Annotated in this window: 12 protein-coding genes and 2 pseudogenes; 4 read left to right on the top strand and 10 right to left on the bottom strand. The window is 69.6% G+C overall.

The features are described from left to right. The first annotated feature begins 183 nt into the window (after positions 1-183). Positions 184-672: a hypothetical protein gene (locus OHS70_RS37975; protein WP_328405295.1), complete on the top strand. Its 489-nt coding sequence runs from the start codon at positions 184-186 to the stop codon at positions 670-672. Between the two features lie 270 nt (positions 673-942). Here OHS70_RS37975 and OHS70_RS37970 read toward each other — a convergent pair whose 3' ends face one another. The 3 genes from OHS70_RS37970 to OHS70_RS37955 all read right to left on the bottom strand — a co-directional run bounded on the left by OHS70_RS37970 (position 943) and on the right by OHS70_RS37955 (position 2,681). Next, positions 943-1,248 (bottom strand): DUF6247 family protein, encoded by a 306-nt coding sequence (locus OHS70_RS37970; protein WP_328405293.1) that lies wholly within the window; start codon positions 1,246-1,248, stop codon positions 943-945. A gap of 58 nt (positions 1,249-1,306) precedes the next feature. Then, entirely contained in the window at positions 1,307-1,528 is a 222-nt protein-coding gene (locus OHS70_RS37965; RefSeq protein ID WP_328405291.1) for a hypothetical protein, read from the bottom strand. Positions 1,529-1,850: 322 nt separating this feature from the next. Continuing rightward, complete coding sequence (locus OHS70_RS37955) at positions 1,851-2,681, bottom strand: TIGR02452 family protein (protein ID WP_328405289.1); 831 nt, start codon at positions 2,679-2,681, stop codon at positions 1,851-1,853. Between OHS70_RS37955 and OHS70_RS37950 the strand changes: the two genes are divergently transcribed. Then, complete coding sequence (locus tag OHS70_RS37950; protein ID WP_328405287.1) at positions 2,680-3,432, top strand: GntR family transcriptional regulator; 753 nt, start codon at positions 2,680-2,682, stop codon at positions 3,430-3,432. The two genes, OHS70_RS37955 and OHS70_RS37950, sit on opposite strands and share 2 nt — an antisense overlap. A gap of 187 nt (positions 3,433-3,619) precedes the next feature. Then, positions 3,620-4,069 (top strand): DEAD/DEAH box helicase family protein, encoded by a 450-nt coding sequence (locus OHS70_RS39260; protein ID WP_443062713.1) that lies wholly within the window; start codon positions 3,620-3,622, stop codon positions 4,067-4,069. A gap of 818 nt (positions 4,070-4,887) precedes the next feature. Here the strand turns inward: OHS70_RS39260 and OHS70_RS37940 are convergent. Next, a pseudogene (locus tag OHS70_RS37940) lies at positions 4,888-4,992 on the bottom strand (transposase); the annotation flags it as partial. A 417-nt stretch (positions 4,993-5,409) separates the two neighbouring features. On the opposite strand from OHS70_RS37940, the pseudogene OHS70_RS37935 reads away from it, so the two are divergent. After that, positions 5,410-5,904: pseudogene (locus OHS70_RS37935) on the top strand (DUF6596 domain-containing protein); the annotation flags it as partial. Between the two features lie 26 nt (positions 5,905-5,930). Here OHS70_RS37935 and OHS70_RS37930 read toward each other — a convergent pair. The 6 genes from OHS70_RS37930 to OHS70_RS37905 all read right to left on the bottom strand — a co-directional run bounded on the left by OHS70_RS37930 (position 5,931) and on the right by OHS70_RS37905 (position 12,175). Next, positions 5,931-6,488: a TIGR03086 family metal-binding protein gene (locus OHS70_RS37930; protein ID WP_328405285.1), complete on the bottom strand. Its 558-nt coding sequence runs from the start codon at positions 6,486-6,488 to the stop codon at positions 5,931-5,933. Positions 6,489-6,490: 2 nt separating this feature from the next. Continuing rightward, positions 6,491-7,024: an SRPBCC family protein gene (locus OHS70_RS37925; protein WP_328405283.1), complete on the bottom strand. Its 534-nt coding sequence runs from the start codon at positions 7,022-7,024 to the stop codon at positions 6,491-6,493. Then, on the bottom strand, positions 7,021-7,383 hold the full coding sequence (locus tag OHS70_RS37920) for an ArsR/SmtB family transcription factor (protein WP_328405281.1): 363 nt from the start codon (positions 7,381-7,383) through the stop codon (positions 7,021-7,023). Before OHS70_RS37920 ends, OHS70_RS37925 begins: the two co-directional genes overlap by 4 nt. 113 nt (positions 7,384-7,496) lie before the next feature. Beyond that, positions 7,497-7,958 carry a hypothetical protein gene (locus tag OHS70_RS37915; RefSeq protein ID WP_328405279.1) on the bottom strand — a complete coding sequence of 154 codons (462 nt, stop codon included), beginning with the start codon at positions 7,956-7,958 and terminating at the stop codon, positions 7,497-7,499. Between the two features lie 1,146 nt (positions 7,959-9,104). After that, positions 9,105-10,226: a hypothetical protein gene (locus OHS70_RS37910; protein ID WP_328405277.1), complete on the bottom strand. Its 1,122-nt coding sequence runs from the start codon at positions 10,224-10,226 to the stop codon at positions 9,105-9,107. Positions 10,227-10,858: 632 nt separating this feature from the next. Further along, positions 10,859-12,175, bottom strand: coding sequence for a DUF5685 family protein (locus OHS70_RS37905; protein ID WP_443062712.1), 1,317 nt, complete (start codon positions 12,173-12,175; stop codon positions 10,859-10,861). Positions 12,176-13,030 lie beyond the last annotated feature (855 nt).

The raw sequence follows: 13,030 nt of genomic DNA, 5'->3' as shown, positions 1-13,030 counted from the left end.
CTGCGAGAAAACCCTCTGAACCCGGAAGATCCGGCGGCCTTGACGAGCTCTGCACCCTTTGGCAGCACCACCCGGAACAACTCGTTGGCACGCGAGATGGGCGGTCGTGGCGACAAGACTGGCGCCGAGTCAGTTGCCCTGCGTGCAGCCAAGGCAGGCGAGGTAGATGGGTGGAGTGCACTCGTGGATCTCCGTCTGGAGACTGAGGATTTGGAAGGTACTGAGAAGTTCGCGCGAAAGGCCCTCGAAGCGGGCGACACGCTTGATCTGGTCGTCGTGGCCGATGCCTATGCCGAGAAGGGAAACCACGACAAGGCCGAAACATTGATCATGGAGGCAGCTGCTGCGGGAGGTGCGGGTGCGTTTCTGACCCTGGCCGAGTACAGGCTGGATGCTGGCGACGCGGCAGGCGCCCAAGAGTGGGCCGTGGAAGCTGGAAGTAGGGGGAGCACCGGGGCGCTGCTCTTGCTCGCCGGGCTGCGTGCGGAGGCCGGCGACATTGACGAAGCAGAGGGATTCGTGCGTCAGGCCGCTAACGGCGGGGCTTTCGGTGACTCCGCGTATTCGGACATCGGATACGGGCAGTGGCTGCCCGACCAGGTGGCAACGTGGTGGCCTTACGGCCTCGACGCCGACGGCGCGCCCTCCGGACCCTGGCGTCTTTCCGACTGATGCCGGGTACGGTCAGCCCAGCCAGATGATGGTCGATGACATACAGGCGCTGGGCGGGCCGGTTGATCCAGTAGACGGTGCTGAACTGTCCGACGGACGCGGAGCGGACGTCTTCGCCTTCGGGGTCGCGGCTGTCCCAGGCCGGGAAGGACCAGGGGTCGCGGGCAGCGATGTCGAGGACGTCACGGAGCATCTCGCGCGCATGGTCGGGCAGGTCTGCGAGCGCCTTGGCGGCGTGTGGGGACAGGCGGGCGGGCCAGGCCGCGTCGCTCACGGGCGGGCTCCGAGGGCGTCCTCAAGGGCGATGCCGTCGGAGTCGTCCCGGCCGGAGGAGAGGAAGGCGTCGACGGCTGGCGCGGAGGCGAGGCGGGCCTGCCACGTGGGCACTACGTCATGGAGTGGGGTGAGGCTGTAGCTGTGGCGGGAGTTTTCCAGTGCTGCGGCCCAGTCGCGCTCGAAAGCCGGTGCCCACACCGTGACACTGCGGTCGGACCGGATCCGCGCGAGCAGTTGCGCTGCGGCAGCCGGGGCCGGCGGGGGCGCGCTGGGAGCTGCGTGCTCGGGCTGGGCGCTCATGGTCTCCTCCAGGTGATGCTCGCCCTTCACGGTACGCGGTTGGCGGGCGCGCGGGCAGTCATGCCGCCGGGCCGGGGGTGATGCGTAGCTGGCGGGCCTTGCCGCCGATTCCGGTGCAACTGGTCACTCCGGCTTGGTGGAGTTCCCTTACGGCGGCTCGGATGTGCCTCTCACGTGCTTCGCCGAGGACGCCTTCCATCACCTCGGCCTGGTGGTCGTAGATGACGAAGGTGCCCTGCTTCTGGAGGATGCGCCGGATGTTGGCTCGGATCGTGCGCACCCATCCCTGTGCGAGGGCAGCCTCCTCCTCATCAAGGAGTCTGCGGGGTTCCACAGCATGCCGTCGTCGGCCGGGGGGAGCTGGGCGCGGCGCCATTCCACTTGGGCGCGGCTTACGGCTTCTCCGAAGAGCCACATGCGTTCGCCATGACGCGTGAACAGCACCAGGTAGTAGGCAACCTGGTGATGGGCGCGGTTGCGGACGTCGATTGCCCAGGCTGAGTGCCCAGTTCAGGTGGGCTTCGGAGTGCTGGGGGAGGCGTTCGTAGTCGCGTGCGTTGCGGCGGGCGTTCATGCACCAGCCGATCGTGCGCTCGAGCCCTCTACGCGCGTCTCCAGTCCTCGAACTCCAGCCGGAAGGCCCCGCGGGTCATCTCGTACTCCGTCCGGTCGAGCACCGCGAACACCACCTGGTCGAAGTGGCCCGCGAACCGCCCCGCTCCGGTCAGCAGCGCCCGGAAAGCCCCCGCGACCACCGAGGGGTCGTTGCGGAAGACCCCGCAGCCCCAGGCACCGAGCACCAGCCGCCGGTATCCGCAGTCGGCCGCCGTCTCCAGGACCCGCTCGGCGCGGACCGCGAGGGCCTCCGGGATGCGGTGGGCCTCCTCGGGCGCACGGCGCGTGATCACCCCGGCGTTCGGCGCCGCGGCCGTGAGGAAGCCCACGGTGTACGGGGTGTCCAGCAGGGCGCCGCGGTCGTCTCGGAAGACCGGGACGTCGGGCGAGTGGATGATCCGGTCCGAGTAGAACGGGGTGCGGTTGGTGCGGTGGTGCGCGTAGTACTCGGGGGCGCGCAGCAAGGTGGCATACAGCGCGGAGGCACGGCACAGCGACTCCTCCTGGGCCTGAGCCCCGTTGAGGAAGCCGCCGCCCGGGTTGCGGGCAGAGGCGAAGTTCAGCACGGCCACCGGCCCCGGCGACTCGGTCAGCCGCCGCGCCGCCTGGGTGCTGGACTCGCCGGGAACCTCGAACGCGGTCTGCCGGTCGGTGTCCACCACCACGTTCACCGGACCGGGCCCGTACATCCGGGTCCCCTCCAGCGACGCCTTCAGCTGCTCGGCGATGTCCACCCGGCGCCCGTCGGACGCCGGATAGTGGCCGGCCGCGACTATTTCCTGGGTGTGCCTTGCGATCCCCCGCAGTCGTGCACTCATGGGTCACATCGTGGTTGACCAGCAGCGGAAGGGGCAAACCGATTTTCATCGGCGCTTCACCCGCCACTTGCGCATCAGGGGCACTCTGATTGGTGAGAGCGGGTCTCCTGCGGAGCGGATTGCTGGTGGTCTGGCTCTGGCGATCCATCAGGGTCTGATCTGTGGTGGCGAACGGCTGCCGTCTCAGACGAAGTTGATGGACTCCTACCAGGTGGCCATGGGCACCGCCGCGGCCGCACTGGCGATGCTGTCGGCGGCCGGTCTGAGCCGGGGTGAGCCGGGGCGTGGGACGTTCGCGGTGGACCTGGACCGTGCGCGGCCGATGCCAGTGCTGGAGGTGATGGCAGCGGCGTCCCTCTGCCGCCAGGTTGCCGCCGCCTCGTTCCCACCGGGCGCCGTTCCGACCGTTGGCGTCGGTGGCGACCCGGAGTGGAACACCGAGCACGCACACGAGAAGTCGGCGCCGCCCCGGCAGGTCGACGTCTCCGCCCTGGCGGCCCTGGACCGGCACATCGTGCGGTGGATGAGCGAGGCCTTCCTCGCGGCCGCGCGCCGCCTGGTCGCCTCCGGGCGCAGCGAGTCGGACGAACATCTGCTCGCGGCCGCGCGGTCACTCCTCGACGAGGGGGCCGCTGGCCAGGGCCAGCCGCCGATCGCCGTGCACGGGATGCGGAGTCCTGATGGTGAGGAGGTGGCGGTGCGGATCTGGCCGGAGCGCGGTTTGCCCGCCGATCCGCATGGTCCCCTGTAATGACGTCCTGCGCCGATAGCGGCCGGCGCGGCCCGGCGGATTCGCTAGCGTGGAATTGCCTCAGGGGAGGAAGAGCGTCGTGATCAAGCCGTGAACACCAGGTGGAAGCGAAACGCCGGATTATCAAGGCGGCCTCATTTTCTGCACGCAAGACGTTCCGGCCCGTGGGCGCCGGGCAACGGTCGTCATGGCCACCGGATCAGGCAAGACGTACACCGCTGCCGTCTCCATGCTGGATCTGCACCGGCACGGGCGGGTCCTGATGATGCTTCCGACGCTCGATCTCCTCGTGCAGGCCGCCGAGGCGTGGCGCAGGGTCGGCCACAGGAGCCCGATGGTCGCGGTGTGCTCGATCGAGAAGGACGAGGTCCTGGACCGGCTTGGGGTGCGGACGACGACGAATCCCATTCAGCTGGCGCTGTGGGCCGGATCGGGGCCGGTGATCGTGCTGGCGACGTACGCGTCGCTGGTCGACCGGACCGACCTCAACGATCCGTCCGGCGAGCGGAGGGTCCGCGGCCCGCTGGAGGCCGCGCTGGCCGACGGGGACGCGTTGTACGGGCAGAAGATGGCGCCGTTCGACGCCGCGGTGATCGACGAGGCGCACGGCACTGCAGGTGACCTGGGGAAACCGTGAGCGGCGATCCACGATCAGAACCGCATCCCGTGCGACTTCCGCCTCTACCTGACGGCAACGCCGCGGATCCTCGCGCCTGCGCGGCCGGTCCGCGGGCATGACGGTGAGGAGCTCGCGCTGGCGACGATGGCCAGTGATCCGGACGGCATCTACGGCGAGCGGATTTTTGAGCTCGGTCTGGCGGAGGCGGTGGAGCGGGGCGTCCTCGCGCCGTTCGAGATCGACGTGCTGGAGATCGAGGACCCGGACTATTACGTCGGGCTGTCCGAAGATGCGATGCGCGGCCGCCGTCTGGGGCTGCTGCAGGCAGCGCTCCTCGAGCACGCGGCGAAGCTCAACCTTCGTACGGTGCTCACCTTCCACCAGCAGGTGGAAGAGGCCCGCGCGTTCGCCGAGAATCTGCCGGAGACGGCAGCGGACCTGTATGACACGGAGGTGTCCGAGCACGCGTTCGCCGAAGCCGATGCCCGCCCGGCCTCCCCCATCCGGGCCGAGGCCGACGAGCTCGCGGCGGCCGGGGTGCGGCATGTGCCGCCGGACCGGGTCTGGGCCGAGTGGCTGTGCGGTGACCATCCCATCGCCCACCGGCGTCCGGTGCTGGACCAGTTCGCGAACGGCATGGATGCCCGGGGCCGGCGCGTGCACCGCGCGTTCCTCGCGTCCGTTCGAATTCTCGGCGAAGGTGTCGACATCGTCGGCGAACGCGGCGTGGAAGCCGTCTGCATCGTCGGCGCGCGGGGGTCGATGGTGCAGGTCGTGCAGAACATCGGCCGCGCCTTGCGGCCGAACGCTGACGGCCGCGCCCCGAGCAGTACGTGGGCGGCGGTGCGGTCGCCGGTGTCCGCGGCGGTGACCAGCACGCCCAGCAGCAGGCCGAGCGTGTCGACCACTACGTGCCGCTTGCGGCCGTTGACCAGTTTGCCGCCGCGGTGTACGAGGCGCTGCTGGCCGACCTCGACGCCCGGCTCGGCGCGGCCGGCGACCACGGCGTCATCGTCATGGACGGGGACGGTTCGTCAACGAGCTTCTCGTCACAATGGACGCGGCACGATTCGCCAGCTGCACCATGCTGTACTTCGATCCATGCGACGGACAGTTCACCGGTGCCAGCGCAGGCCAGGTGCCGTTGCTGTGCTTACGCGATGAGGTTGCCAGTTGAGGCCGGAGGCCGCGCTCCGGCCGGTGTACTGCTCGGGGCTATGCCGGTCCAGTACTGTCGCCGGGTATGGCGGATCCGGCTGCGGGTGGCGGCACTGCAACGCGGCGAGGGCGGAGGATCTGCCCGGTCTGCGGGGCTGACTGGGTGGCCGGGGTGGATCGTCGCAGCAACGCGGTGTACTGCTCGCCGAGTTACCGGAAGAGGGAGCGGCGACCTGGTGCTCCTCGCCGACCAGGACCGCAGCCGGTGGGACCGGGAGCTCATCGCCGAGGGCCAGGCCCTGGTCCGTTGATGTCTGCGCCGCGGCCGGCTGGGGCTGTACCAGATCCAGGCTGCGATCAACACGGTCCACAGTGACGCTCCGACGGCGGACGCCACCGGCTGGGGCCAGGCCGTGCAGCTCTACGACCAGCTGATGGCCCTGGCCCCGACCCGGTGATCGCCCCTCAACCGCGCGGTCGCCGTGGCGGAGACCGTGGGCTCGGCGGCGGGGCTGCCCCTGGTCGAGGCCCTGGATTCTGGATGGCTACCACGTCTTCCACGCCGTCCGCGTCGACCTGTTCCGCCGCTTCGGCCGACGACGGAGGCGGCGGAAGCGTACGACAAGGCCGGGGAACACGCCGACGACGACGCCGAGCGGGCGTACCTGCACCGCGCCCGCGATGTCCTGAGCTGACCTCACCGACGGTGCCTTTCGGCTGTTCAGGGCTTGCGGCCGATGAAGGCGAGCAGGCGAGTCTGGACGTCGGCGCTCTCCGGCACCTCGACCCGCGGTCCGTACTGCCCGCTCGCACGGAGCACGTCGTCGAGCGGCAGCAACCCGTCGAGCAACTGGGCGCATTTGGCGGGATCGAGGTGTTCGTCCTGGCCGGTGGCCCGTGCCAGGTCCCAGGTGTGCATGAAGACGTCGGCGGTGTAGAACCGGTCGACCGCCTGGTCCAGTGGGATCTCTCCGATGTGCGGGTTCGACAGCAGCTTGTGTGCGGTAGCTGGATCGTCGAGGAGGGCCTGCACTCCATCGCGGTGCGTCGCCCAGGCGGCCACCGGGTCGTCGTCCACCGAGGGTCCTTTCGGCAGTTCGACTCCGGCGCCGGCTTTGAGGAAGGCGGGGAACCACTCGACGAGGTGACGGACGACGTCCCGGGCGGCCCATCCCTCGCACGGCGCCGGGTTGTCCCATGTCTCTGGATCCGTGCCGCGTACGCGGTCGGTGAATGCGCGTGCCGCGGTGCGGTGCTCGTCGGCTGCTGTTCTCGCCATGATCAAGATCCCGTCTCGGTGTGTCGGTCGACGCTGTTGTTCTGTTGACCGCCGATCAGCTCGTCAAGCCGCTCGTGGCCTTCGCGGACGCCGTGGTCCATGCCGCTCGTGAGCATCGAATCGCGGGCTTCTATGGAGTCCATGAGCGACTTGCCGGTGACCCGGGTGCGGCCACCGAGGTCCTCGAAGACGGCCGTCTCCAGGCTGACGCCGTCAGGAAAGCCCTCGTAGGTGAAGGTCTGCACGATGCGCTCGTTGGGGCGCACCTCGTGGAACACACCGTGGAAGCCGTACTCGGTTCCGTCGTCGTCGCGATGCACATAACGATAGGAGCCACCGCTGCACGCGTCGTAGTGGTCGATCCGCATCGTGAGCCGACGCGGGCCGAGCCACTGGACGACCAGATCGGGGTCGGTGTATGCCCGGAACACGCGCTCCGGCGGGGCGTCGAACTCTCGGATGATCAGGATGGTGGGCAGATTGGGGTCGGCCTCGATCCGCGTCTCGTTGCGGTGGGGCGTGTCGGTGGTGCTCATGATGCCGCCTCTTTCGTCGGGGTGCCCGTCGCCGGCTGCTCGCCCATCTGTTCAAGGAGGGCATCGAGACGGCGGAAACGGTCCTCCGCCTCACGCCGATAACGCTCGATCCACTTCGTCATCAGGTCGAAGACCTCTGCCTCGAGGTGGCAGGGCCGCCGCTGGGCGTCTCTGCTGCGACTGACCAGACCGGCGTCCTGCAGGACCTTGATGTGCTTGGACACGGCCTGCACCGTGACGTCGTACGGCTCGGCCAGTTCGTTGACCGTGGCGTCCCCGGCGGCGAGCCGGGCCACGATGTCGCGGCGCGTGGGGTCAGCCAGTGCGGAGAACACCAGCGACAGCCGGTCGTCGGTCACCTCACACCTCCCATATTCAACCGATTGGTTAAATACCCTACGGCCGGGGTTCCGGCTTGTCAACCAATCAGTTGAATAGCGGCGTGCCGTCCGCGCGCGGCGAGAGGCGTCCACTACCGGGCGTCAGCCGTCGGTGCCGTCGCCGGGCACTCGACACCCGCATCGGCGGAGACAACCGCTGACCGCCCCGCCGTCGCGGGCGCCGGCGAGCGGTCATTGTCCACGGGAGACCAGCGCAGGCGTACCACCTTCGCAACGGTCTGCTCGCTGTCCGGCGCGAGGGCGCACTGCAGGTGTTCGGTCCAAAACCGAACGGCGTCCACCCGCTCACGCCCGGCCTCAACGATGACCTCGTCGGCGTCCGTGCAGACTTCTTGGAGGACGTGGCGGCCCAGTTGGCGTCCCAGGCCTTTGTCCCCTACCCGCCGGTCGGCCACCAGGTATTCCAGCACAGGGTGACAGGGCCACTGACCGTCCACCGTATGCGCGCGCTTGAACCCATTCGCCACGACAGCAAGCCCGGCCAGGCCGCTGAAGCCCGGGCAGGTCATGGTCCAAAACCGCGGCTCGTCCACGGCCCCAGCTCTGCGGCACCGAGTACACCGAAGAAGACAACAGGCTGCAGCCCCAGCCCGTCCGAGATCCAGAGCAACTCGACGCACGCCGCGCCGCAATGGACCTCGACACCGCCGCCGCATACGACCACCGCATGCGCAACACAGACCTGAGCTGAAAGTATGCGGGCTGCCATGCCCATGCATGAGGATCAGCCGTACCAGTTGGTCGCCCGTCTCATTCAATCGAGTCGGACCACAGGCGGTTTCTACATGACGGCGAAGTACGGCTTGAACCGCTCCCCGAACCGGTAGGGGCGGTTGCCCTTCGCGGAGGGCCGCGCGGATGCTGATTCTGCGCTGGACGTAGACCAGTTCGGGCAGTCGGCCGGCCTCGCGCAGTCCCGCCGCCTCCGTTTCGAGGGACCCTGCCCTGGAACTCCGGCGTTGTCGACGGCCACGTCAACCGGATCAAGATGCTCAAGCGCCGGATGTTCGGCCGCGCAGGCTTTCGACTTCCACGCAAACGTGTCCTGCAGTCGTGCTGACGTCGAGACTCGTCGGTCGACGGTCGAGGGCTCTTTGACACCGCTGTGTTCAACAGTCGGATGTCGTACTCGGTCCAGCAATCGGAGATCTCGATGCCGACCTCACTGTTGCAGCGGGCGCACAGCAAGTTCGGCCCGTTGAGCCCGTCCAGTCTGCAACACCCGTAAAGCCGAGACGGGTCCACATGGGGCCGCAGCAGCACACCGTCCAGCGGGTTGATCACCCAGGTGGCGATCGAGCCGGCGGGACCGTACGAATCTGGGTCACCGGAGAAGAAGCCGACCCGCACTGTCGACGGGCCGTACGTGTAGTGCTCTCTTCCCCTCACTGACGGCAGCGGCGTCCACTCACATTGCTCGAGCGGATTCGACAAGGGAGCAGTGCACGACTGACATCTGAAAACGATCAGCACCCTCGACACCCCTCCCGTTCGAACCGCATCCACTGTTGGCATCCACACTCAAGCCAGCCGAGACCAGATCCAGCTTCACACGTACGTCACGCGGTGTTCCGAACCGCAGGTACTGCACAGAAGTTGAGCCAGAACCACCATGGAAGTCGGACCAGAACCGCTTGAACTACGCAGCCACCCGGCCGACCAGGTGACCGGGCGGCGGTCTAGAAGTAGCCGGCGCGCATGTGCTGCGTGAGGTTGTCGAGGATCTCGCGCAGCCACGGGCTGCGGACGTCCGGCAGCCGGACCAGGGTATGCCGGAGGGTTTCCGGGTCAGCTCGGAACAGGTGGCGGGGGCGCGGCGCGGGTGGGTCGAAGTCGTCGCGGAGGACGCCGTCGGGCAGGCAGCCCGACGTGGGGACGGGCGGGTCCGGCTCGGGGAAGGCCAGCCGCAGCCACACCCCGAACGGCAGCGGCACCAGGTACGCCGCCGAGTCGGCCGGGGCCCAGGTCTCCCCCGTCTGCGGATGGGACGGCACGAGGAGGATGTCTGCGTTCCCGTCGGGAGCCGGCCGTCCCGGTCCGGCCAGGACGGCGCGCCGCGTCTGCGGACCCGCGGGCAGCATGGCGTCGAGCGCGCGTTGGAACACCTCCGCGGCCAAGCCGTTCGGGACCATCACGGGCCGACCCTCCGAGGCAGCCAGCAGGTGGGCGAGTGCCCGGCCGGCCGCCGCCTCCCACTCGGGGCTCCACGACCACCAGTGGTTCGACCAGTGGCCCGCTCCCAGCCGCGACCCCCACGCGGCGATCGGCTCGTACGGGGGCGTGCCCCGGCCCTCTGCCATCAGCTCCGCCCAGGAAAGCGGCGCGGCGCCAGCGCCGTCGACGGGGAGGCGACGTACGGCGTTCGGGGCGAGCCACATGGTCTGCCAGAGCGAGCAGTCGTCGATCCGGCTCCCCACGGGCAGGGCGCAAGCCACGCAGGCCACGTTGGGGCCGGCGGCCCCGTCGAGGCCGCAGCAGTAGCCGCCTCCGTGATTTTCCGGGATCAGTACGGTGCAGTGTGCGTCGCCGGGTGCGATGACGGTCGCGCCAGGCGCGCCGTCAGACAGGGCGTAGACCGGCGCGTAGACACCGCGGGCGGCTGCCTCGTCCGGATGGATCTCCTCCCACTTCCGCCACGGCGGCCCCCAGGGCTCCGGGTCCACGGCGAACGTGCCCGACTCCATGAGCACCGGGAGCTGAGTCCCGTTTCCGTACTTCTGATGGGCGTGGACCGGCAGGACGACCTGGGACAGCGGGATGGTCAGCTCAGCGCCGCACCCCGCACACACGAAAACGAACAAATGTCCTCCGCCTGGGAAACAGAGGCATCATCGCAGCCCGGCAACAGCAAGCCAACCAGTTTCGGGCGGGCCGGAGGACGGTCATCTGTCACACAGCATGCGTGTCCACAGAAGTTGAGCCAGAACCCGACTTTCGACAGCATCTGGGCCTGCTGGGGCGTTCCCCATTGATCAAGGACGCGAGGCCGGTAAGAGCCCGCAGCCAGGCAGGGGCGCGCCCCGCTGGGCTACGGGTGCACCTGCCACCAGCGGTCCGCTTCAGCGCGAGCCACTTCGGCGTCGTACTGACTCGCGTCGAAGTGGAGCTCTGGCGAGGGGTGCTCCTCAATGAGTCTGCGCGATCTCTGGGGCGGACCCGCGACGGGCCGTACGGCCGGACGGAGGTGGGCCAGGGCTCGTCGGGTACTCGCCAGGTCGGCGCGCATGTGTCCTGCCGCCCGGTGGCAGGCGGCCCTGATGCAGGCCGCGATCAGGTAGGAGGTCGGTGCCCGGGAGCGGGCGCGGTCCGCATTGTGGACCCCGCTTCCCGTGCCACCTCGCCGGATGCCCGGCCTCCGGTGACAACCTCGGTGCAATGTCCCCGCACCCGGTTCCCCTCCGCAGGCCGGGGGCCCGCCCGGCTCATCCGTCGTTCAGTCGCAGCAGTCGCAACAGCACTTGCACGGGTTGCAGCAGCCCCCGCCACCGCAGCAGCCGTCACCCGAGCCACCACCGGAACCACCCGACCCCCGACCGCCCCCGCCCGAACCGCCGGAGGCGCCGCCCGAATTGCCGCCGCTTGGTCCGCCGAACCAGCCGTCACCCCCGGAACCGTCCTGGCGAGAGCCGCCGTTACGGTTGCCGTCGCCGAACTGCCAGGGCTCTCCGTCATCCTGGCCGGCGTCCTCGTTGCAGGAGCAGCAGTTGAAGCACAACCTGCAATCGCGGCACAACTGGCGCCACTGGCCACACCGCCGGCACTGCCCCTCCGAGGGCCGGCCCGACGCCATCGAGGCGCCCGCCGGGGCCGCGCCCGTGAGCGCCCCGACGCCGCAGTCCGTGCCCGTGCCGGTCCCCGAGAGCGTTTCCGTCGCCGTACGGCGTCCCAGCCAGGGCAGCATGCGCGGGCCCTGTGCCTGGTGGCGGTGGTGGTGACGATGCCGGGGGTCGAAGACGCGGTCGACAGCACGCTCCAACTCGCCGCCCAGCAGCGCCCGTGCCAGCCGCCCGTCGACGAACTCGGCGTCGGACAAGGCGAGTCGGATCCCATGGACTGCGTCGTCGCAGAGCCGACGCACCTCGGTGCGGTCGGCGCCGGTCACGGTGATCGGGTTCCACGCGCCGGTCGCCTCGTCCGCGTCCAGATCCTCCACCGCGTCGAGCAGATGCGCCAGCCGACCGAACAGACGGCCGGCCTCCGCCAGCGGCTCGGCGTTTCCCGGGCGGTCGGCGAGCACCGCGGTGTGCGCGAAGGCGGCGGCGGTCGCCGTCTCCGTAGGTTCCGTGACCGTCAGCAGCGAGTCGCCGGGGCCGGTCAGCCGTTCGATCTCCGACTGCCGTTCGACCGCGCCGAGCAGCACCGCGGTGTCGAAGCCGAGCCGTTCGCCGCCCGCGGCACCCGCACGGTCCCAGCCGTGGGCGATCCGCCGCGCCGCCAGCGTTACCGGGCGGCGGCCCAACAGGCCGTCGCCGTCGGCGACATGGTCACGTACTTTCGCCGCGGCCAGCACCAGCGACACCGTCGCCGCCAGCCGGGCGCCCTCGCCCTGCGCCACGTCCGCCGACCGCATCCCGCGCAGCGGACACGGACCGGCGCCTCGCCGCCAGTCGCCGGTACGCTCCGACTGCGCCTCGGTCAGCACCGAGACGATCAGGCCGTCGTAGTTGGTGGCCACCCGTGCGAACTGCCCGTACTCGCCACGCAGCGCCAGACACAGCCCGCACAGATGCGCCATCCACTCGGTACGCATGCCCTCGCCCAAGCGATGACGGCATGGCCTGATGATTCCGAACATCGAAGTTCTCCCCCGTAGACACAGCTGCCAAGACACACAGCCCGACGGGCGGCAACGCCGCACACGAGGCACGACCGCACATGACGCACGACCGCCCGTCACCCAACGGGCGACATGCTAAAGCCTGTCCCGACCAAACGCGTGACCTGCGGCCTCGCCGACAGTACGTTCACGGGGTGAGGTCCAACCTGCCGCCGCATCCACACCGGTGAACGGTCCGGCCTGACGCCCTGGGGCAGCAACGGTCCCAGCCGGCCCACACCGGCCCCACGGCGCCATGGCGGGACGCATCGAATGCTCCGGCGATACCGGGCGATGATGCCGGCCACCACCGCGAGGAGCAGCACAACGACCCCCGCCATCACGATCCGGAGGAACTGACCAAGAAGCACGCGGCAGTTCGTCCAGTGGGGCAGCCCATCCCTCCCGCAAGAGGGCGGTAAGGGTGGAGCCTTCAGTGGCGCGTCCCGGGCACCGGGGCCCGGGACGGACCGCCGATCCGGGCCGGCCCGCCCGGGCCGGTGTACTGACCGCCCGCGCGATGCGGAGTCCGACAAGACACTCAACCAGATCCACCGGGCACCACCCGGCGCCGGTCACCTCAAACGCCTGGATGCACCCGACCCCGGCACGCCCCGTCGAGGCCGGCGCCCACCGCATGGCCCTGCTCAAACGGCACGCCGACCTGAAGAACGAGCTGTACCAGCGCGTCCGCACCGAAACCGCACAGGTCCCGGAGTCCGGCGGGTCACGCCCAGCTCATCCCGATAGCGGACAGCCGCTCCACACCCTCGGCGAGAGCGTCGCGGC

Origin of the sequence: Streptomyces sp. NBC_00390, assembly GCF_036057275.1 — a bacterium.
Taxonomy (GTDB): Bacteria; Actinomycetota; Actinomycetes; order Streptomycetales; family Streptomycetaceae; genus Streptomyces.
This window is presented reverse-complemented; position numbering and strand designations above follow the sequence as displayed.

Coding starts and splice junctions, on each gene's coding strand:
- OHS70_RS37930 (WP_328405285.1), bottom strand. CDS start 6,488: ATGGCGAGAACAGCAGCCGACGAGCACCGCACCGCGGCACGCGCATTC.
- OHS70_RS37925 (WP_328405283.1), bottom strand. CDS start 7,024: ATGAGCACCACCGACACGCCCCACCGCAACGAGACGCGGATCGAGGCC.
- OHS70_RS37950 (WP_328405287.1), top strand. CDS start 2,680: ATGGGTCACATCGTGGTTGACCAGCAGCGGAAGGGGCAAACCGATTTT.
- OHS70_RS37955 (WP_328405289.1), bottom strand. CDS start 2,681: ATGAGTGCACGACTGCGGGGGATCGCAAGGCACACCCAGGAAATAGTC.
- OHS70_RS39260 (WP_443062713.1), top strand. CDS start 3,620: ATGGCCACCGGATCAGGCAAGACGTACACCGCTGCCGTCTCCATGCTG.
- OHS70_RS37970 (WP_328405293.1), bottom strand. CDS start 1,248: ATGAGCGCCCAGCCCGAGCACGCAGCTCCCAGCGCGCCCCCGCCGGCC.
- OHS70_RS37905 (WP_443062712.1), bottom strand. CDS start 12,175: ATGCGTACCGAGTGGATGGCGCATCTGTGCGGGCTGTGTCTGGCGCTG.